General features: G+C 33.3%; 19 protein-coding genes and 2 pseudogenes. 5 read left to right on the forward strand and 16 right to left on the reverse strand.

The window, feature by feature from the left end; translation table 11 throughout:
- Positions 1-108 (forward strand): annotated as a pseudogene (locus C8P70_RS14300) (IS982 family transposase); the annotation flags it as partial.
- Between the two features lie 11 nt (positions 109-119).
- On the opposite strand, the pseudogene C8P70_RS03570 reads toward C8P70_RS14300, so the two are convergent.
- Positions 120-563, reverse strand: a pseudogene (locus tag C8P70_RS03570) (IS982 family transposase); the annotation flags it as partial.
- 252 nt (positions 564-815) lie between these two features.
- Between C8P70_RS03570 and C8P70_RS03575 the strand changes: the two are divergent.
- Both C8P70_RS03575 and C8P70_RS03580 read left to right on the forward strand, forming a co-directional pair.
- Complete coding sequence (locus tag C8P70_RS03575; protein ID WP_133711970.1) at positions 816-1571, forward strand: hypothetical protein; 756 nt, start codon at positions 816-818, stop codon at positions 1569-1571.
- A gap of 72 nt (positions 1572-1643) precedes the next feature.
- Positions 1644-2438 carry a hypothetical protein gene (locus C8P70_RS03580; protein WP_133711971.1) on the forward strand — a complete coding sequence of 265 codons (795 nt, stop codon included), beginning with the start codon at positions 1644-1646 and terminating at the stop codon, positions 2436-2438.
- 89 nt (positions 2439-2527) lie between these two features.
- Here the strand turns inward: C8P70_RS03580 and C8P70_RS03585 are convergent, their stop codons facing one another.
- Positions 2528-4795, reverse strand: coding sequence for an inorganic phosphate transporter (locus C8P70_RS03585; RefSeq protein ID WP_133711972.1), 2268 nt, complete (start codon positions 4793-4795; stop codon positions 2528-2530).
- A gap of 143 nt (positions 4796-4938) precedes the next feature.
- On the opposite strand from C8P70_RS03585, the gene C8P70_RS03590 reads away from it, so the two are divergent.
- Together C8P70_RS03590 and C8P70_RS03595 are read left to right on the forward strand one after the other, a co-directional pair.
- Positions 4939-6942: a thioredoxin domain-containing protein gene (locus C8P70_RS03590; protein WP_133711973.1), complete on the forward strand. Its 2004-nt coding sequence runs from the start codon at positions 4939-4941 to the stop codon at positions 6940-6942.
- 4 nt (positions 6943-6946) lie between these two features.
- The gene (locus C8P70_RS03595; RefSeq protein ID WP_133711974.1) at positions 6947-7714 is read left to right on the forward strand and encodes a mechanosensitive ion channel family protein; all 768 of its coding nucleotides are present in this window, start codon (positions 6947-6949) and stop codon (positions 7712-7714) included.
- Between the two features lie 58 nt (positions 7715-7772).
- Here the strand turns inward: C8P70_RS03595 and tsaB are convergent, their stop codons facing one another.
- The 14 genes from tsaB to gcvH all read right to left on the reverse strand — a co-directional run bounded on the left by tsaB (position 7773) and on the right by gcvH (position 17916).
- Positions 7773-8450, reverse strand: coding sequence for a tRNA (adenosine(37)-N6)-threonylcarbamoyltransferase complex dimerization subunit type 1 TsaB (tsaB, locus tag C8P70_RS03600; protein ID WP_133711975.1), 678 nt, complete (start codon positions 8448-8450; stop codon positions 7773-7775).
- Entirely contained in the window at positions 8450-9694 is a 1245-nt protein-coding gene (locus C8P70_RS03605; RefSeq protein WP_133711976.1) for an efflux RND transporter periplasmic adaptor subunit, read from the reverse strand. The genes tsaB and C8P70_RS03605 overlap by 1 nt, the downstream gene beginning before the upstream one ends.
- A 3-nt stretch (positions 9695-9697) precedes the next feature.
- Positions 9698-11158: a TolC family protein gene (locus tag C8P70_RS03610; RefSeq protein WP_243832654.1), complete on the reverse strand. Its 1461-nt coding sequence runs from the start codon at positions 11156-11158 to the stop codon at positions 9698-9700.
- 77 nt (positions 11159-11235) lie between these two features.
- Positions 11236-11457, reverse strand: a complete 222-nt coding sequence (locus C8P70_RS03615) for a hypothetical protein (protein WP_133711978.1) — start codon at positions 11455-11457, stop codon at positions 11236-11238.
- A gap of 11 nt (positions 11458-11468) precedes the next feature.
- A complete protein-coding gene (locus C8P70_RS03620; protein ID WP_133711979.1) occupies positions 11469-12014 on the reverse strand; it encodes a DUF420 domain-containing protein in 546 nt (181 codons plus the stop codon).
- A 2-nt stretch (positions 12015-12016) separates the two neighbouring features.
- Entirely contained in the window at positions 12017-12640 is a 624-nt protein-coding gene (locus tag C8P70_RS03625; RefSeq protein ID WP_133711980.1) for an SCO family protein, read from the reverse strand.
- A 1-nt stretch (position 12641) separates the two neighbouring features.
- The gene (locus C8P70_RS03630; RefSeq protein WP_243832655.1) at positions 12642-13298 is read right to left on the reverse strand and encodes a hypothetical protein; all 657 of its coding nucleotides are present in this window, start codon (positions 13296-13298) and stop codon (positions 12642-12644) included.
- A 72-nt stretch (positions 13299-13370) separates the two neighbouring features.
- On the reverse strand, positions 13371-13727 hold the full coding sequence (locus tag C8P70_RS03635) for a cytochrome C oxidase subunit IV family protein (RefSeq protein WP_133711981.1): 357 nt from the start codon (positions 13725-13727) through the stop codon (positions 13371-13373).
- A gap of 20 nt (positions 13728-13747) precedes the next feature.
- Entirely contained in the window at positions 13748-14728 is a 981-nt protein-coding gene (locus C8P70_RS03640) for a cytochrome c oxidase subunit 3 (protein ID WP_133711982.1), read from the reverse strand.
- Positions 14729-14775: 47 nt separating this feature from the next.
- The gene (locus C8P70_RS03645; RefSeq protein ID WP_133712045.1) at positions 14776-15357 is read right to left on the reverse strand and encodes a cytochrome c oxidase subunit 3; all 582 of its coding nucleotides are present in this window, start codon (positions 15355-15357) and stop codon (positions 14776-14778) included.
- Positions 15358-15359: 2 nt separating this feature from the next.
- Positions 15360-16274 (reverse strand): heme o synthase, encoded by a 915-nt coding sequence (cyoE, locus tag C8P70_RS03650; RefSeq protein WP_133711983.1) that lies wholly within the window; start codon positions 16272-16274, stop codon positions 15360-15362.
- 92 nt (positions 16275-16366) lie between these two features.
- Positions 16367-17113 carry a deoxyribose-phosphate aldolase gene (deoC, locus tag C8P70_RS03655; RefSeq protein WP_133711984.1) on the reverse strand — a complete coding sequence of 249 codons (747 nt, stop codon included), beginning with the start codon at positions 17111-17113 and terminating at the stop codon, positions 16367-16369.
- Between the two features lie 46 nt (positions 17114-17159).
- Entirely contained in the window at positions 17160-17546 is a 387-nt protein-coding gene (locus C8P70_RS03660; RefSeq protein ID WP_133711985.1) for a VanZ family protein, read from the reverse strand.
- The gene (gene gcvH, locus C8P70_RS03665; RefSeq protein WP_133711986.1) at positions 17536-17916 is read right to left on the reverse strand and encodes a glycine cleavage system protein GcvH; all 381 of its coding nucleotides are present in this window, start codon (positions 17914-17916) and stop codon (positions 17536-17538) included. Before gcvH ends, C8P70_RS03660 begins: the two co-directional genes overlap by 11 nt.
- Positions 17917-17932: the final 16 nt, after the last annotated feature.

Consider the following 17932-nt stretch of genomic DNA (forward strand, 5'->3'; position numbering starts at 1 on the left):
AATTTCTTTACTAACCTTATCGCTGGAATTATTGCATATCATTTCTTGCCTAAGAAACCTGCAATTAGATATGAGAAAGTAATAACTAATCAATTAGCCTTGTTATAATCGAACTCAGGTTTATAGCCATAATAATGCATTTTCTGTGAGGCACAGTAACCTTTGTTTGGAAGTGCATAATCGGTTTCTTTGCAAATTTTACTACGTGAGCTTCTTGATAATTTACAAACTTCTAAAGGCATGCTGTCTACAATAAAATATTTTTCAGAATCATTAAATTTTTCTGCTAATAGTTTTCTAATACGTTCCATATATGTAAATAACCTTCTTTTTCTTCTGTTATAAACACTTCGTTCTATAAGTAACTTAATATCAGCAGGTAATATTCTAAAAAGTTGATGCTCACTATCAATACTCATATATTCTGAAGTCAGATTTATAGCGATTAATCTTAAATCTGTTAATTTAGGTTTGCGTATCTGATATAAAAAATTCTCACTTTCAAGACCTAATTTCTTTAATACATCTAAAATTTTATCGTAATTTGCTGTAAAGTTGTGCATTGAATTGTTTGTGTGGTAACTGCAATTCACTCTTTTTTAGAAAATTGCATAACTTTTATTCAATACTTATACAAATGCACTACGGGTAATACTTTACTTTAAAAACAACTTATTTCTATTCCGAAAATAATGTTCCTCTTTATATTAACGGATACTGCTTTTATGGGGAGCAATCTGAAAAATTTTGATTTTTTTTAAGAATCGGCATACCTTTTGTGTAAATTTTAACCATTAATTTTAAAATTTATTCTTATGAAAAAAGCATTTTCATTCTTATTAATTGTTCTTTTTATTGTTGCCTGCTCTGAGGATTATGATAATAACACGAATAACAATTTAACGAAAGAAGCTAAAGTTGTTCCCTATAAATCAATGCAATATGCTATTATTAATAGGACGGGGTTTGAAGTTAAAGCAAAATTTATAATGCTACCAAAATTTGCAAACTCTATTCTGGGTGGGTTTACTTTAAATACGTCTTATGGCCCTGAGTATATGGATGCTCTTCTTTCAATTCCTGAAAGTACAGATTATATAACCAATCAATATAGTGCAGACAAAATAGATTTTAATAGCGACCTTGTTATCCAAGAGTTAAACGATGAAGTTTTTATTGACCTATTAGACCCCTCAGATATAGGTTATTTTTTAAAATATGGCGTAAATTCAGATGTCTATCCTTATCACAAAGTTTATTTTGTAGAGTTTAAGCTAATAGGTCTTCCTGTATCGGGAATAGTATCACTTGATGATTACCCTGTGAATCCAGTTAGTATTTCTGTTAATCAGAATTATAATAATCCTGACTTTTCTTGTTTATACAATATTCAGGATGTGCATTTTGAAATTCCTCTTTCAGGAGGAACTATACCCCAACCCTTTTATGAAGTTAGATATTTTTTACCAGGAGTAACTCCTGTTTTTACAGATCTTACTATGGGGATAAAAGTTTCATATGAAAGAAATGATATGGATGACACCTATTATTTTATAATAGATCATATATAAATCTAAAATAATGAATATTAAATATTTAAATGATTATGAAAAAAAACAATTTTAACTATTGCAAGTTTCTTTATGCTATTTGCCTGCAGTGATGAGTATGTCCAAGAGACAGTAGATACTCTTCCAACGGCCTATACCAATGATCCGGGAATTCCTTACGAGTCTCCTTTTCTCAACGGTATATGCTGTTCTCTTGTTAATTATCATTTTATTAATGAGTCCGACTTAGATTTAGAATTTGTGCCATATGTTGGTTTAGCTCGATTTGATGGAGTTGATGATGGTAATCACTTTGGCTGGGCCCTAACTCCTGTTTCTAATTATCCAAATGTTCTGGCCAATGGAATGGAGTACCTCAGTCTTATAGAATGTTTACCTGTCTTTACTGCTTCTTATTCATCTGATTTTTACACTAATTTGGGACAACTCCCCACATCCTACGCATTGCCAAATACAGTATTCCATATCGCTAACCCTTCCTCGAATATATATGTTGAAGCAGGTTTTTTATCTGAAGACGGTAAATTTTATTCTTTTGAAGCGACTGTAACGGATCCTGTAACAGGAACCCCTGTAATCAATGAACATTTGAAATTTCCTTTTTTACCCAAAGGAGTAACAGACCCTAATACACTCTCAGGAGAATGGATTCCACTGCCACCATCGGGGATGGAAACGGAAGATTTGTGGTATCACCATGAAACACTTGAAATTTGTATTGGAAATGATTATATCAATCATCCTGGAGGAGGTGTTGGCTGGAATGACAAACCTTCAATAGTAGAATTTTCTTATAATGGAAAAGAGTACAGATTAGAGGCCTATACTACTTCTACTGATGCAGTAATTTCATTAAGCATCCTATAATAAACTTATTATAAATATCCTGAACAATAAAACGTAAAACACAAGCCATAAAAAGAGCGTTGAAACAAACGCTCTTTTTGTTTTTCGAACTACAAAAGTGACTTCCTTTTTGCCTCTATATCAAAATCTTTAAACAATTCTAATAAACCAATAGTAGATTTCATCAAGTCATCAGTTTCAAATAAGATGGAAAAATACAGCTTACTGTTTTTAGGACTGGTTTCTGTTGTACGGATACGGATTATTTGCTTTTGAATTAATCGGTCTACTGAAGAAATCAATTCATCTTTATCATTCAAGATTTGGTTGATATCTGAAAAATTCTCTTCGGTAAATAAGATTATAATTTTATCGAATAACTCCTGAAGTTTATTATCAATATGTTTTAAGTCTCTGATTTGGTTAAATTTTAATTTTTTGTGATTATTATCAACGTGCAAATAGCTATTTTGGGCAATAAAGCTCATGGCTTTAATCATATCCTGCAAATATCCTAAGGTCAAAACATAAAACTTACTAGCTTCTACAGAGGTTTCATCGAGGTTTTTAATAAAAAAATACACATTCCCTCTGAGCTTGTCAATTTCTTTTTCGAGTTTTTTTAACTGCTTTCTGCTTTTTTTAAGCTTATTTAAATCTTGTATAGCAACACCATCAATAATAGCAGTATACCAATCATTTATCTGGGTTATCACTCCGGCAATCTGCGAAGAACTTTCCGATGCTACTTCTTGAATGGTAACAATATCAACCTGATTTAATTTTAAATCCAAAGCTTCTTTTTCTTTTGTCTTTTTAAGGTGCATTTTATTACTTCTATACAATAAAATCCCCAACAAAATTAACATCCCTATCAGAGCATAAATCTCCCCTATTTTCAAAATATAGGCAACGACAAATGCAGCTATAAACGCAACAATAGCCGTTACAAACCACCCTCCAATCACATTAAAAACTCCTGCCACCCGGTACACTGCTGAATCTCTATCCCAGGCTCGGTCTGCAAATGAAGTTCCCATAGCAACCATAAATGTTACATAGGTAGTAGAAAGCGGAAGTTTCATTGATGTTCCTATTGAAATTAATATACTTGCCACCATTAGATTAACGGAAGCTCTTACCATATCGAATGCAGGTTCATCTTTCTTGGAACGTCTAGTTAAAAGTGGTTTTTCAAAACGTCTGTCCATCTTAATCTGTAAAGATTGAGGCAAAAAATAGTTTATTCCCATTCCTATCAGAACCACTCCTCTAACAATAACTTTAGACAGAATGTTAGGATTAAACTTTTCTTCTGATGACGAAGAATCTTCTCGAGCTAAACTTATTTCTGTTTCAATTACACTTCTGGCTTTTTTAGAAGTCCAAAGCGTATAAACCATTACCAGTCCGGCTATCAGCAAAAAATAAAAAGGTGCTACTACATCTTCTTCTGCTAATCTCCCCATCATATAAGTATCTGGTGTTTGTCCTGATGCAGAAAAAAACTGAAAAGACTGAAAAGCAGCAATAGGAACGCCTATAAAGTTTACCAAATCATTCCCGGCAAATGCTAGTGCCAATGCAAAAGTTCCTATAACTATAATTACTCTAAGAATATTTACTTTAAAAACACTCATTATAACCTGAGAAAGTGCTGTCCATACCACAAAACTCAACATGAGGATGGTCCACTGATTACTATCTATCCAAAAAGATGCTTCTGATGACAAAACACTAGAACCTTTGAGTCCTTTAATCAGAATAAAAAATGTAATTGCCGAAATTGCTACTCCGCCGAATATAGCTCCAAAATATTTTAATTTTCTATCAACCTGAAATGTAAAAATCAAACGAGAAATATATTGCACAATTGTTCCAAGTGCAAAAGACAGCAGTACTGACAACAAAATTCCAATTACGATTTCTGTTGCTTTTTCGGTATTAATATACGAAGGCAGAGTTGCCCAATTATCTTCTGAAATAATAATTTTAAGTACTGCCAAACAAACTGCCGCTCCCAATAATTCAAAAACAATAGAAACTGTTGTTGAAGTAGGAAGCCCTAATGAATTAAATACATCCAGCAATAAAACATCCGTTATCATTACTGCCAGAAAAATAATCATTACATCATTAAAAGTAAACATGCTGGGTATAAATATACCGCTGCGAGCTATTTCCATCATTCCTCCCGAAAAAACAGCTCCAATCAATATTCCTAACGAAGCTACGATCATAATTGTTTTAAACGAAACCGCTTTAGAGCCTAAAGCCGAGTTCAAAAAATTAACCGCATCATTACTTACTCCCACTGTTAAGTCTATAATAGCCAATACTGCTAAAGCTATTAACATTACAACGAAAATCTGTTCCATGTTATAAACAGTAACTTTAAAATGAGTTGCAAAATTCTCTATAATAAATCATTTCAAAGTTAACTTAATGTTATCTTTCGTTTTTAAAAGTCAGTATCAACCATAATATTTACCTTTGTGTTACATCATTTACAGCAATATCCATGAATGAGTTAGTTAAAGAATCTAGTCCGTATTTACTACAACACGCCCAAAATCCTATTCATTGGAAAGCGTGGAATCCCAATACCTTATTACAAGCACAAACAGAAAATAAGCTTTTAATAATCAGCATAGGGTACTCTACTTGTCATTGGTGTCATGTTATGGAGCACGAAAGTTTTGAGAGCCAAGAAGTAGCTGAATTAATGAACTCTCATTTTGTGGCTGTAAAAATAGACCGCGAAGAACATCCTGATGCTGATGCTTATTACATGAAAGCTGTGCAACTGATGACAAAACAAGGAGGGTGGCCTTTAAACGTTGTTTGTCTTCCGGATGGAAGACCTATTTGGGGCGGCACTTATTTTAAAAGAGAAGTTTGGCTAGACTCACTTTCTCAGTTATACAAATTATTTAAAAATCAGCCCAAAATTACTGAAGATTTTGCCAAACAACTTCAAGAAGGAATAACCATATTAAGTTTGGCTCCTCTTCCAAGCAATAATAATGCTTTTCAGCTGGAAGAAGCTCTTGCAAAATGGAAAAAGAGCTTTAACCATGAATATGGCGGATATATGCGAACACCCAAGTTTATGATGCCTGACAATCTTCTTTATCTTCAAAAATGGGGCGTTATACAAAACGATACCTCTCTTTTAAAATACATCGATCTTACACTAACCAAAATGGCTTGGGGAGGAATTTTTGATGTGGTTGAAGGTGGATTTTCAAGATATTCAGTAGATGAAAAGTGGCACATTCCTCATTTTGAAAAAATGCTTTACGACAATGCTCAACTTTTGTCAGTTTATGCAGATGCATATAAAAGAACTAAAGATCCACTTTACCAACAAGTGATTGAAAAAACCATCTCATTTATAAATAACAATTGGTATAATAATGAAGGCGGATACTTCTCCGCCTTAGATGCGGATAGTTTAACTGATGATAATATACTAAAAGAAGGTGCTTACTACAGTTGGAAAGAAGAGGAATTAAAAACTCTCATCCTACATGATTATGATTTATTTAAACAAGTTTTTAATATTAATGAATACGGATATTGGGAAAATGGAGAATACGTATTCATTCAGTCCAAAAAATTAGAGGACATTGCTTCAAAAAACAATCTTTCAACCAGAGAATTAGAGGCTAAAAAGAAAGATTGGGAAAGCAATTTGCTAGAATACAGAAAAAATAAAAAAATCAAGCCACGTTTAGACGACAAAACACTCACAGCATGGAATGCTATGTTGATTCAGGGCTTATTAGACTCTTATACTGCCACTCATCAGGATGAGTATTTGCATATAGCAATCCAAAATATGAATTTTATTCAAAAGAAGCTGTGGACCGAAAGCTGTGGACTACTACATACATACAAATTGCCAACAGCTTCTATTGCTGCCTATCTAGACGATTATGCTTTTTATATCCGAGCATTGATTGCCTTATTTGAACATACGGGAAGAGACCATTATTTATCTGATGCCAAAAACGCCCTTAATCTTACGCTAGACTATTTTCTAGATCAAACCTTCGGTTTCTTTTATTTTAGCCAAGACACTTCTTCTATTCCTGTAAAAAATATAGAAACAGAAGATAACGTCATCCCCTCTTCTAATGCAGTTATGGCTTTAAACTTATTAAAAATGGGTGTCTTATATCAGAACAATTACTATACAGAAATTGCCAAAAAAATGATAGAAACTGTAAAGACAAATATCGACTTCCCCTCGGCATATTCTCATTGGCTTTTGGCTGATTTATATCTACAAAATCCAATTGAAATAAGTATAGTGGGCTCGGATGCTGTTGAAAAATGTATAAACCTTCGGTCAAAGTTACTAACTAAAGCATTTTTATTTCCGGTTAATCAACAAACTTCGATCCCCTATTTGTCAGGATATACTGGCACTAATAAAACTTTAGTTTATTTTTGTAGTAATTTTACTTGTCAAGCTCCTGTAGAATACCAAGAATTCACAACTGATACTATTTTGTAATAAAATGAAAAAGTTAGATACTCTATTAACTCATTATGTTGAAAACACAATTGAGTACATACCACAAATTGTAACTGCTCTTTTTATTTTAGCTTTGGGATTATGGCTTATTCGAGCAATCAAAAAATTTACACACAAAATTTTAAGCCGTAGAAAAATAGATCCTACTTTCGCCAGTTTTATTTCTGATGTATTGATTTGGGGGCTACGCGTTTTACTCTTTGTAATAATTGCTTCCAAATTAGGCATTCAAACCAGTTCCTTTGTGGCTATCATCGGAGCGATGAGTTTAGCTATTGGTTTATCTCTCCAAGGATCACTAAGCAATTTTGCAGGAGGTGTATTAATTATTTTATTTAAGCCTTTTAGAATAGGCGATATTATTGAAGCTCAAGGAGAATCAGGCAAGGTCATTAATATACATATCTTTTCTACTCAAATTGTCAATTATCAAAACAATGTAATTTATATTCCTAATGGCGTATTGTCAAACGGAAAAATTAAAAATATCTCTCAAAATAATTTGCTAAGAGCAGAAGTTTTAGTTCAAACCAACTTACTTAAAAACACAAGTGAATTCATAGAAAAATTACAAACTGAACTTGAAAAATACGACAAAATACTTTTACAACCTAAACCCAGAATATTGATAAAAGAACTTCTTGATACCAAAATAACATATAATGTACAAGTTTGGGTAGAAAACGACAATTATAACATCGCTACTTCTTATATCTTGCTTAAAGCAAGAGAAATCAGTAATTCACTGTAAAATTTTTAAACCGTCAAAACAAAAATTTTTCAGAATCTACTCTTAAATAAATATTCCCTTATTTTTTCTTACCGGGCAATACAAAATCTTTTAAATAGTAAGGTTCAAAATAAGCTACATCTGCAAACTCTCCTTTTTGATATTTTTCGAAAGCCATAGCCGACATGTTCTTTGCTGAAGGATGAATTATTTCATCGTGGAAAATAAATTGATCATCAGTAAAAATAGATTTACACTTAGCAGCTCCATCACCAATAAAATGAATATTCAATTCATCATTTTTCAATTCTGCAAAAGAGTTTTCATCTACAATTTTTGCTTCTACAGACTGAATACAATTATAATCTTTATCAAAAACTGAACAAAAAACTTCCATTCTTCTTGCATCAAGCATAGGGATAATCAATCCATTTTCTACTACTAATTGCCGAGCTAAAATTTCCAACGTATCTAAAGCTATTAACGGAATATTCAGTCCATAACACAGCCCCTTTGCCGACGAAACTCCAATGCGCAATCCCGTGTAAGACCCCGGTCCATAGCTCACTGCAATTGCGTTTAAATCCTTAATCTCTTTTCTTTTATCTGCTAAGATTTCTTCTATAAATACATGTAGTTTTTCTGCATGCGAAAAATTTTCTTCTGCTATTTCTCTGCATATTTCTAACTTTCCATTAACCGATAACGAAACCGAGCAGTTTTTTGTTGCTGTTTCTATGCTTAATATCGTACTCATTATTTTTTAGGCTCTTCTCTTTTTATTTTATCGTCTTGTTTTAATGTTCTGCTAACCACAGAATAAGGTCCGGTAATAATCTCCTCATTTTCTTCCAAACCGCTAACTACTTCAATATTTGTATCATCTTGAATTCCTGTTTTAATAAATCTCAATTTCGCCACTCCATCTTCATTGATGTACACAGCTTCTTTTAATGACTCTTTTGCCTCTGTATTTTGTTTTTCTTTGTCCACTTCAGATTCACTTCTCATGACTACTGAACTAATCGGAATGGTTAGTACCTTTTTCTTTTCTTTTGTTACAATTTTTACTGCAGCTGTCATTCCTGGTCTAAACGGAGAATAATCTTTTAATTTACCATCCAATAAATCTTGGTAAGAGCTTTTTAAAATTTTAATTTTTACTTTAAAAGTAGTGACCTGATCTGCCGATGCAGTAGTATTAGACGCGGAATTTGCAATACTGGTTACTACTCCTTGAAATTCTTTTTTAGGATAAGCATCTACATCAATACGTACTCTGTCATTTTCTTTAACTTTGACTACATCATTTTCATTGATATCTACTTCTACTTCCATACTATTGAGATTAGCAACACGTAAAAGCTCTGTTCCTGCCATTTGCTGAGTCCCCAAAACTCTTTCACCTAATTCTACATCAACTCTGGAAATTGTTCCATCTGCAGGAGAATATATTGTTGTTTTAAGCAGATTTTGCTGTGCTTCCAGAAGTGCTGCTTTAGAACTTTCTACATTGTAATAAGAGGAGTTTTGGGTAGCTTTTCCGACTTCATAAGCAGAAACCACTTTATCCCATTCTGAACCCGAAATTACACCTTTTTCAAATAGAGTTTTATTTCTTTCATGATTTGCCTTCGCTTCTTTGAGTTGTGCAGTAGCCTGTTCTAAACCAGCTTTACTAGTCGCTAAAAGCGCAGCCATTCTATCTACATTTGACTCGTAAATACCCGGGTTTATTTCTACTAATAATTGTCCTTTTTGCACAATTTGCCCTTCTTTTACAGCTAAATTAATAATTTCTCCCGATACTTCCGGCGAAATCTTTATTTCTATTTCTGGCTGTACTTTTCCGGTGGCTGTTACTGTTTCTACAATATCAGTCCGTTTTATTTTTAAGATTTCAACTTCAATTCCATTATCCTTTTTATTAAAAAACTGACTTGCCATTACTGCAATAACAATTATTAAACCTATAAGTCCGATGATATATTTTCTTTTCATAACCTATTCATTTTTAAAGAGAGGAATCCCAAAATAATATTCTAAAATTTTTGTTTTAAAGATGTAATCATATTTTGATTTTAAAAAATCGGACTGAGCCGCAACATACATATTTTGGTTTTGGTTGAGCTCAAAAATATTGATTAACCCCACCGCATAACGTTCGCGAGCATATTCTAAAGATCTTTCTCTTGCATTTAATGTAAGTTCGCTGGCTTCAAACGTTTTTAAAGCGCTTTCGGTATCAGTATAAGCTTTGAAAACTAATTGCTCCAGCTTTAAAACCGCTACTTCTTTTTCATTTTGAATTTGTTCTAACGCCAATTTAGACAATTTGACTGAATTCCTTACCTGCATGCCGTTAAAAATAGGAATACTCAAACTCAATCCAAAAGTTGAACTTTTGTTATTGTCAAACTGCGTAAAAAAAGATTCTGGTCCTCCAAAAACAGTCATTCTATTTTGCTGCATTACCGTTTGATTAGTTCCTTCCACATAGCCGATTGGGCTGGTCGAAGACAATATTTCTTGTCCAACAATTCTATCCTGATAATAAATATTAGTCCCAAAGTTATAAAAACCTCTAAGTTTGGGATGATATGCTCCCTGAGCAATCCGAACATCTTTTTCAGCTGTTTCCACGTTTATTTCAGCTGTTTTTATATCGGTTAACGACTCAAATGCTCTCTCTTTAATTTCATTGGCTGTATAACTTGATATTAGTTCATCCTTTATTTCGTAATCTGAATCAGATATATCAAAATTCTCATAATCATCAATCTGTAATAGCTGAGCCAAATTTAGCTTTGCCATTACCCATTCATTTTGAGATGCAATTAATCTTTGATTTGCAGCGGCAACTGTTGCCTGAACATCCAGTAAATCGCCTGCCGGTACAACTCCTGCGTTTACCAATTCCTGCGTTTTGACTTCTTGATTTTGGTCAAACTCCAACTGAACTTTATTTGTTTTTATCAACTCTTTATTAAACAAAACCTGCAAATATGAATTAACGACATTTAATGCAACGTCTTCTTTCATTTTTTGAACCTGATATCTTGCAGCTACTAAAGCCAATCTGGATTTGACCAGCTTATTTTGGTTTTGCATTCCTCCGTAAATATCTACTCCTATACTAATTCCAAAATTTGATGCTTGAAATGTTTTTGAATCGGCAACAGAAGTAGTCAATGAGGTTACATTCATCTGATCGGAGATTGTCCAGGAATGATTAGCTTCGGCATTAATCGTTGGAAAAAAGTTTCCTATATTTTGCTGTTTATTAATTTCTGCACTCTGAGCTTCTAATTCATATTGTTTTATCTGAACATTATGCTCTATAGCATAATTGATACATTCATCCAAAGACCACTTCTTATTTTGAGCAAATGTACTTAGACCAAATGCAAAGCATATCGATAAAAAGTACATTATTTTAAAAAATCTGATCATATTGCGTTTCATTAAATATCTATTTGACGCTAAAAACCTAAAAATGTTACAATAAAAAAACCGCTGTTCAGCGGTTTTTTTAAAATCGATCACTTATGTTTTTTCTTGTACACTTTATAGCTAAAATACAAAGCGAAAGCCACCAAGAGATACGGAAAAACCATTAAGTACATAATCCCATTATTTACCGCTTCTGCTTTTACTCCTCCATCTTCTGTTTCCAATACTGCCCTACACATGGCACACTGAGCGAATAGATTCTGAAAAAAGGGAAAAAATAAGAACAGTAAAATCAGATTTATTTTTTTCATATTTCTAAATCTTAATTTACATAATAAGGAGAAATCATAAGATACACTATTACTCCTGTAACTGCTACATACAGCCACATAGGAAATGTAATTCGGGCCAGTTTTTTATGTCTTTGATAAGCTCCTGAAATTCCTCTAACAAAAGTAATCAACACAAATGGTATGATTACAATAGACAAGAGAATATGGGTCAACAAAATAAAAAAATACACATAGCGTATTACTCCTTCTCCTCCAAATTTTGTTTCAATTGAAGTCATGTGATAGGCTACATACATTGCTAAAAATGCTATTGAGCAGCCTATGCATATTTTTATAAGGTTTTCATGCAATTTCTTATTTCCTTTTTTTATAGCTATAACTGCGCTTACCAATAGCAAAACCGTAATACCATTTATAGTGGCATAAATCGGTGGCAAAAAGGACAAAGGTTTCACATCATATCCCAATTTTTGCAAATTGACGCTAAATAATACCGCAACAACGACAGGTATGGTTACAGACAAAATCCATATCCACTTCTTATATTTTTGTTCGATTTTTTTATTTCCTTCCATTTTTATTCTCCAAGCAATAATTTAATATCTTCTTTTATCATTTCTATGCCTTCATCGGCTGTACCGTCATAATAAACTATCGGATTCCCGTTTTCATCTTTTCTACATCTGATATTTCCCTCTTTGTCAATCAATGCAAATAAACCGGAATGTTCAAAACCTCCGGGAGCTTCGGGATTGGCACCGGCATATAAATTAAATTTATTTGAAAGCTCAAAAATATATTTTGAATCTCCCGTCATCATATGCCAAAAGGGTAATTTTACTCCCAATTCTTCTGCATGACGCTTTAATGCTTCGGGAGTATCTCTTAATGGATCAATAGTAATGGATGCTATTCCGAATTTTAGATTCCCGTAAAACTCTTCCTGAAGTTTAAGCATATTCTGATTCATTATCGGACAAATCGTAGGGCAGTTAGCAAAGAAAAATTCCAGAACATATACTTTGCCTTCATAATTTTTATTGGTAATTTTCTTTTGATTCTGATCTATCAGTTCGAATTCGGGTGCTGCCCCGATTAATAATAAATCGGATTTTTCAAATTTTTTTACAATTTTAGGCACAGCCCAAATACCAAAAATCAATACAATAAATGATATCCATATATACGATTTATCTCTCATATTATTCTACCTTCTTTAATCGTGAATTTTTCTTTAATGCAAGTCTGTATTCCGCTAAAACTACTTTTACGTCATCCATCATATCATTATGCAGTTCGGCAGCAGAAACCGAAGAATAACCTTCTTTATATTCTGTATCTCCTTTTTTATTTTTGCCTTTACGTCCTCTTAAGTTCATTGATTTATCAATGATGTAAACATTTGGTGTAGAAAAATCAGCATCTAGTTTTCCTACTAATTTTAAAGAATTAAAAAAAGATTTTAAATCCTGTTCTTCTACAAAGAGATAATCCCATTTTGACATGTCTGAAATAGGACTCAGTTCATCAATTACTCGTTGAGCTTCTGCTTCACTGCCTTTTGGTAAAACCATTACCAGCTGAAAATCCTCAAAGTCTTTATATTTATTATATATTTTCTGATTTAGATTAAAAGCATCTCCCCGATCATCAAACAGTTCTTTTCCCGGAAACCCTAAAACAGTAATTTTTTCTTTTAATGTAGGCTGATTTCCCAATATAGAATTTCCTTTAGGAAGGTCGTCTATTCCTTCTGTAATTATAGGCAATGGCTTAAATTGATTAATGCCCGTTGCAAAGAAGAGATATGCACTTATCGGCATAATAAACAAAAGAGCAAGAATAAAGTATTTTTTCATTTCTAAGCTATAACGGATTACAAAAATAAAAAAAGGCGGTCAATAAACCGCCTTAATTATACTAATATCTTATTAAAATATCCACTTCTGCTGCTGAGTTTGAAGTATTTCGTAAACATAATCTCCTTCAATCAAAACCAATGTGATTAAATAAACACAAAGAAATGACAAAGTTCCTGCTACCGACCATCTGAAAGCTTTCGTCTCCTGCTCAAGGTGCATAAAAGCCCACATGATGTAGTATGCTTTTACGATAGTAAGAATAATAAATATATAATTTAATAAACTCAATCCAAAAATATGAACGTGGTGTACGGATTCTGGTTTAAAAATACCTAAAACCACTTCTACAATTGTTACAATTGACAGTAAGATGAATACCGTCCAAATTCTTTTTGTATTTGAATGATGTGCTGTTTCTGATGCCATATTTTTCAAAAATTAATAAATTATACTAAATAGAAGAATGTAAATACAAACACCCATACTAAATCCACAAAGTGCCAGTATAGCCCTCCTTTTTCAACCATTTCATAAGAACCTCTTTTTTGGTAAGTTCCCAATAAAACGTTTGTAAAAATAATAACGTTAATCAAAATCCCTGTGAATACGTGGAATCCGTGGAATCCTGTAATAAAGAAAAAGAAATTTGCAAATGTTTTATGTCCGTATTCATTTCTAATCATATTTGCTCCTTCAACAACAAAAACAGCATCGTTTAAACGAGTCAAAGATTCCTCTCTTGAAAGGATCTGTTTGTGCTTTGCATCTGTTGTATTTTGAGTTCTGATTCGCAAATTAGGATTTGCTTCAAAGCCAGCCTTAACTTCTTCCAGAGAATAAGTAGGTGCAGAAGATCCACTCATAAACCAAGTACCTTTTGCTCTTGTAAGAGATACATCCTCTCTATTAGGATCTGTAATAGAAAAATCACTTAATGCGATTTGTTTTCCATCTTCTCCTACAAACTGTAAAATAGATCCTCCTCTTGTTTCAACAGCTCCGTAAGAACCTTGGATAAAGTTTTTCCACTCCCACGCTTGAGAACCTAAGAATACCAAACCGCCAAGTATAGTAAGAAACATATAAGTGGCTACTTTTCCTTTTTTCATCTGATGTCCTGCATCTACTGCCAACACCATGGTTACAGATGAGAAAATCAAAATAAACGTCATCAAAGCAACGTAATACATCGGTGCGTCTACACCATGTAAAAAAGGAAAGTGGTTAAACACCTCATCAGCTATCGGCCAAGTATCCATAAATTTATACCTTGTAAAGCCATATCCGACAAGGAATCCACAAAATGTTAATGAATCTGATAATATGAAATACCACATCATCAATTTACCGTAGCTTACTTTTAGAGGCTCGTTTCCTCCGTCCCAGATATTTTCTTTAGTAGCTGCTGTAGTAACTGTCGCTTCCATAAAAAGTTGTTAGTTATATAAAAGTTCCCAAATTTAGTTTAAATTTTCTATTTATAGAATGTAAAAAACAAAAACAAATATATCCAAAGCAGATCCAAGAAATGCCAGAACCACGTACACAGCTGTATTCCTATGTTCTGCTGTGAGTTATATTTTTGTTTAAAATGATTATAAATTACATAAAGTAAAGAAATCAATCCTCCCGTTAAATGCGCAATATGTACAATCACAATAACATACAAAAATGAAGTAGTAATTGTACTCTCACTTCCTGTAAAGAAATACCCTTCACTAATTACTTCTCCAAATCCTCTGAATTGCAAAAAAACAAATAACAATCCTAAAATCAAAGTAGAAAGCAGATAAAATGTAGTATTTCTGCGATTATCACCTTGTATGGATTTATACGCCATATGAATAGTTACGCTACTTAACAAAATGGCAATCGTACTATACAAAAATGCACTTGGCAATTGAAACTCACTAAGCCAATCCGGACGTGATTTACTCACTACATAAGCACTAGTTAATCCAGCAAAGACCATACCGATAGTTCCCATTGCAAAAAGCAACATAATTTTAAATGCCTTGCCTTTTTTTACGTATTCTTCTTGAACTGTCAAATCCATTTTCATCTCAATATTTTATCTAAAACATATATAATCTGTATCAGCGAAATATAAGTAACGCTTACCAGCATTAAGCTTCTGGCTGCCTTGTCTGTCTTTTGTTTGTACAACCGTATCGCCGCCCATAACATCCATAATCCTGCCAACAAAATCAGTCCTGCCGAAATCGGAGTCAGATAAAGTCTGCCGGTCAATCCTGTAACCGGAAAAACAGAAGCTATAATTAACCAAATCGTATACAAAACAGTTTGCATGGCTGTTTTAGAATCTCGTTTTCCGGTAGGCAGCATCGAAAAGCCGCCTCTTTGATAGTCGTCATACAAAAACCACCCAATTGCCCAAAAATGCGGGAATTGCCAAAAAAACTGAATCATAAACAGAGTCCCGGCTTCTATTCCAAACTGATTGCTTTCCGCAACCCATCCCAACATAAACGGAATTGCTCCCGGAAAAGCTCCCACAAATACAGATAAGGGAGTTATAGGCTTTAAAGGTGTATAAACGCTAGTGTATAAGAAGATTGATATAGCTCCAAACATCGCTGTTTTAGGACTGACATAATAGAGAATTCCCAATCCTAACAAAGTCAATATCACAGCTAAAATAAAGGCTGTGCTTTGCTTCACACGTCCCGAAGCAATAGGTCTGTTTTGGGTACGTTTCATTTTAGCGTCCAAGTCCTTTTCAATAATCTGATTAAAGGCATTAGAAGCTCCTACCATACAATATCCCCCGATAGATAAGGCTATAACTGTTAAAACATTAATACTTCTTAAGTCCGGAACAGCCAAAAGATAACCGGCAATCGTTGAAAAAACAACACTTAAAGCCAGCCCCATCTTTGTCATTTCCTTAAAATCTTTTAACAGGGATAGAGACATAGTTTTTTCTGAAGATATATTTAAAGCTGTTTTCATTTATTACTAATGAGTCGCAAATATACTCCAATTTTTTAAAACAAACTCAAAAACAAGGTTGTCAACTTTGGAATATAGTACTTTTTAACCTTTTAATAGCCTGCTGCAGATCCACTGCCGCTTACAATAAGTTTAGCAGATGATGTTCCTAATCTTTTTACGCCCAAACCTATCATTTCAAGAGCTGTTTTCCTATCTCTTATTCCGCCTGCTGCCTTTACAGGCAATGGACCTGCATTTTCAAGCATTAATACCAAAGCGTGAATTGTAGCACCATTTGGTTTGCCATCCGATGTTTTATAAAAACCTGTAGATGATTTAACAAAAACTTTATCGTAATCTTTCTCTGAAAATCTGCGCAAAACCACATTTTTTATCAGAGCAGTGATTTTGATAATTTCACCATCCGTCAAAGCTGCTACCTCTATAATCCACTTTACTGTTTTATCTTCTGACAATCCTAATGCCGTACACTGTTCAACTTCATCTTTAACCGTATTAATTTCTCCCTTTTTAAAAGCCTGATAATCCACCACATAATCTAACTCATCCGCACCCTCAGTTATCGCCTGACGAGCTTCCTTTAATTTTGCTTCCAAGCCACCGTTTCCTTCAGGAAAATCTATTACAGTACCAATCAAGACTCTGGAATTTGTTTTATCTACCAATTGTCTGCTTAATCTAACATATTCAGGACGAATCATCGCCAGTTTAAATTTTTCCTCAATTGCCTCATTTATCAAATCAACCACAATCTTTTCATTTTCAGATTCGCTTAGCCCCGCCTGTTCGGCTGTTTTAAGATAGGTTGAATCCATGTATTGCTTTAATTCTTCCATTGTTTTTCTTTTTTAAATAAATATAGCTCCATTTCTGGAGCTATATTTATAATTTATTTTCTTTTTTTGATATTGATTTTCCGATAAGCACTCCGGCAAGACTTCCTGAACAATTTGCTAAAACATCAGCCCATTCAGCACTTCGGGTCGAAGTAAAATAGTATTGTATTAATTCTATTATTCCTCCCATTAAAGCAGCAACAATAAAAATTATTCCTGCAAGCACCCTTTTGGAAGTATATTTATACTCTATAATTAAATATCGCAGCCATACTATTGAAAAAACAAAATAAAAAATAAAGTGAGCTATCTTATCTTTATTCGGAAAATTAAAAAAAGACGACTTAGGAACAGTATTTCCATCCGCCAGACAAGCTATTAATACGAAGCCCGTCCATAATATTCCAAATCCGAGATAAAATTTACGCTCCAATCAATTCTTTATATTGTGCATCTGACAACAAAGAAGCAGCTTCTTCCATATCAGAAATTTTTATTTTAATCATCCAGCCTGCTCCATACGGATCTTTATTCACTAATTCAGGCTCAGTTTCTAATCCTTCATTAAACTCAATAATTTCTCCTGTTAATGGCAAAAACAAATCAGAAACCGTTTTAACGGCTTCAACAGTGCCAAAAACTTCATCTTTATCCAAAGTTTGATCCAAAGTTTCCACTTCAACGTAGACAATGTCTCCTAATTCTCTTTGAGCAAAATCTGTAATTCCTACAGTAGCTATATCTCCTTCAATAGCTACCCATTCGTGATCTTTTGTGTACTTTAAATTAGCTGGTATGTTCATTTTATTTAATTTTTAG

Source organism: Myroides indicus, assembly GCF_004364575.1.
GTDB classification, from domain to species: Bacteria; Bacteroidota; Bacteroidia; order Flavobacteriales; family Flavobacteriaceae; genus Flavobacterium; species Flavobacterium indicum_A.

Excerpts from the sequence above, each read along its gene's own strand:
- C8P70_RS03575 (WP_133711970.1), top strand. The coding sequence starts at position 816 with ATGAAAAAAGCATTTTCATTCTTATTAATTGTTCTTTTTATTGTTGCC.
- C8P70_RS03580 (WP_133711971.1), top strand. The coding sequence starts at position 1,644 with ATGCTATTTGCCTGCAGTGATGAGTATGTCCAAGAGACAGTAGATACT.
- C8P70_RS03585 (WP_133711972.1), bottom strand. The coding sequence starts at position 4,795 with ATGGAACAGATTTTCGTTGTAATGTTAATAGCTTTAGCAGTATTGGCT.
- C8P70_RS03590 (WP_133711973.1), top strand. The coding sequence starts at position 4,939 with ATGAATGAGTTAGTTAAAGAATCTAGTCCGTATTTACTACAACACGCC.
- C8P70_RS03595 (WP_133711974.1), top strand. The coding sequence starts at position 6,947 with ATGAAAAAGTTAGATACTCTATTAACTCATTATGTTGAAAACACAATT.
- tsaB (WP_133711975.1), bottom strand. The coding sequence starts at position 8,450 with ATGAGTACGATATTAAGCATAGAAACAGCAACAAAAAACTGCTCGGTT.
- C8P70_RS03605 (WP_133711976.1), bottom strand. The coding sequence starts at position 9,694 with ATGAAAAGAAAATATATCATCGGACTTATAGGTTTAATAATTGTTATT.
- C8P70_RS03610 (WP_243832654.1), bottom strand. The coding sequence starts at position 11,158 with ATGAAACGCAATATGATCAGATTTTTTAAAATAATGTACTTTTTATCG.
- C8P70_RS03615 (WP_133711978.1), bottom strand. The coding sequence starts at position 11,457 with ATGAAAAAAATAAATCTGATTTTACTGTTCTTATTTTTTCCCTTTTTT.
- C8P70_RS03620 (WP_133711979.1), bottom strand. The coding sequence starts at position 12,014 with ATGGAAGGAAATAAAAAAATCGAACAAAAATATAAGAAGTGGATATGG.
- C8P70_RS03625 (WP_133711980.1), bottom strand. The coding sequence starts at position 12,640 with ATGAGAGATAAATCGTATATATGGATATCATTTATTGTATTGATTTTT.
- C8P70_RS03630 (WP_243832655.1), bottom strand. The coding sequence starts at position 13,298 with ATGAAAAAATACTTTATTCTTGCTCTTTTGTTTATTATGCCGATAAGT.
- C8P70_RS03635 (WP_133711981.1), bottom strand. The coding sequence starts at position 13,727 with ATGGCATCAGAAACAGCACATCATTCAAATACAAAAAGAATTTGGACG.
- C8P70_RS03640 (WP_133711982.1), bottom strand. The coding sequence starts at position 14,728 with ATGGAAGCGACAGTTACTACAGCAGCTACTAAAGAAAATATCTGGGAC.
- C8P70_RS03645 (WP_133712045.1), bottom strand. The coding sequence starts at position 15,357 with ATGGATTTGACAGTTCAAGAAGAATACGTAAAAAAAGGCAAGGCATTT.
- cyoE (WP_133711983.1), bottom strand. The coding sequence starts at position 16,274 with ATGAAAACAGCTTTAAATATATCTTCAGAAAAAACTATGTCTCTATCC.
- deoC (WP_133711984.1), bottom strand. The coding sequence starts at position 17,113 with ATGGAAGAATTAAAGCAATACATGGATTCAACCTATCTTAAAACAGCC.
- gcvH (WP_133711986.1), bottom strand. The coding sequence starts at position 17,916 with ATGAACATACCAGCTAATTTAAAGTACACAAAAGATCACGAATGGGTA.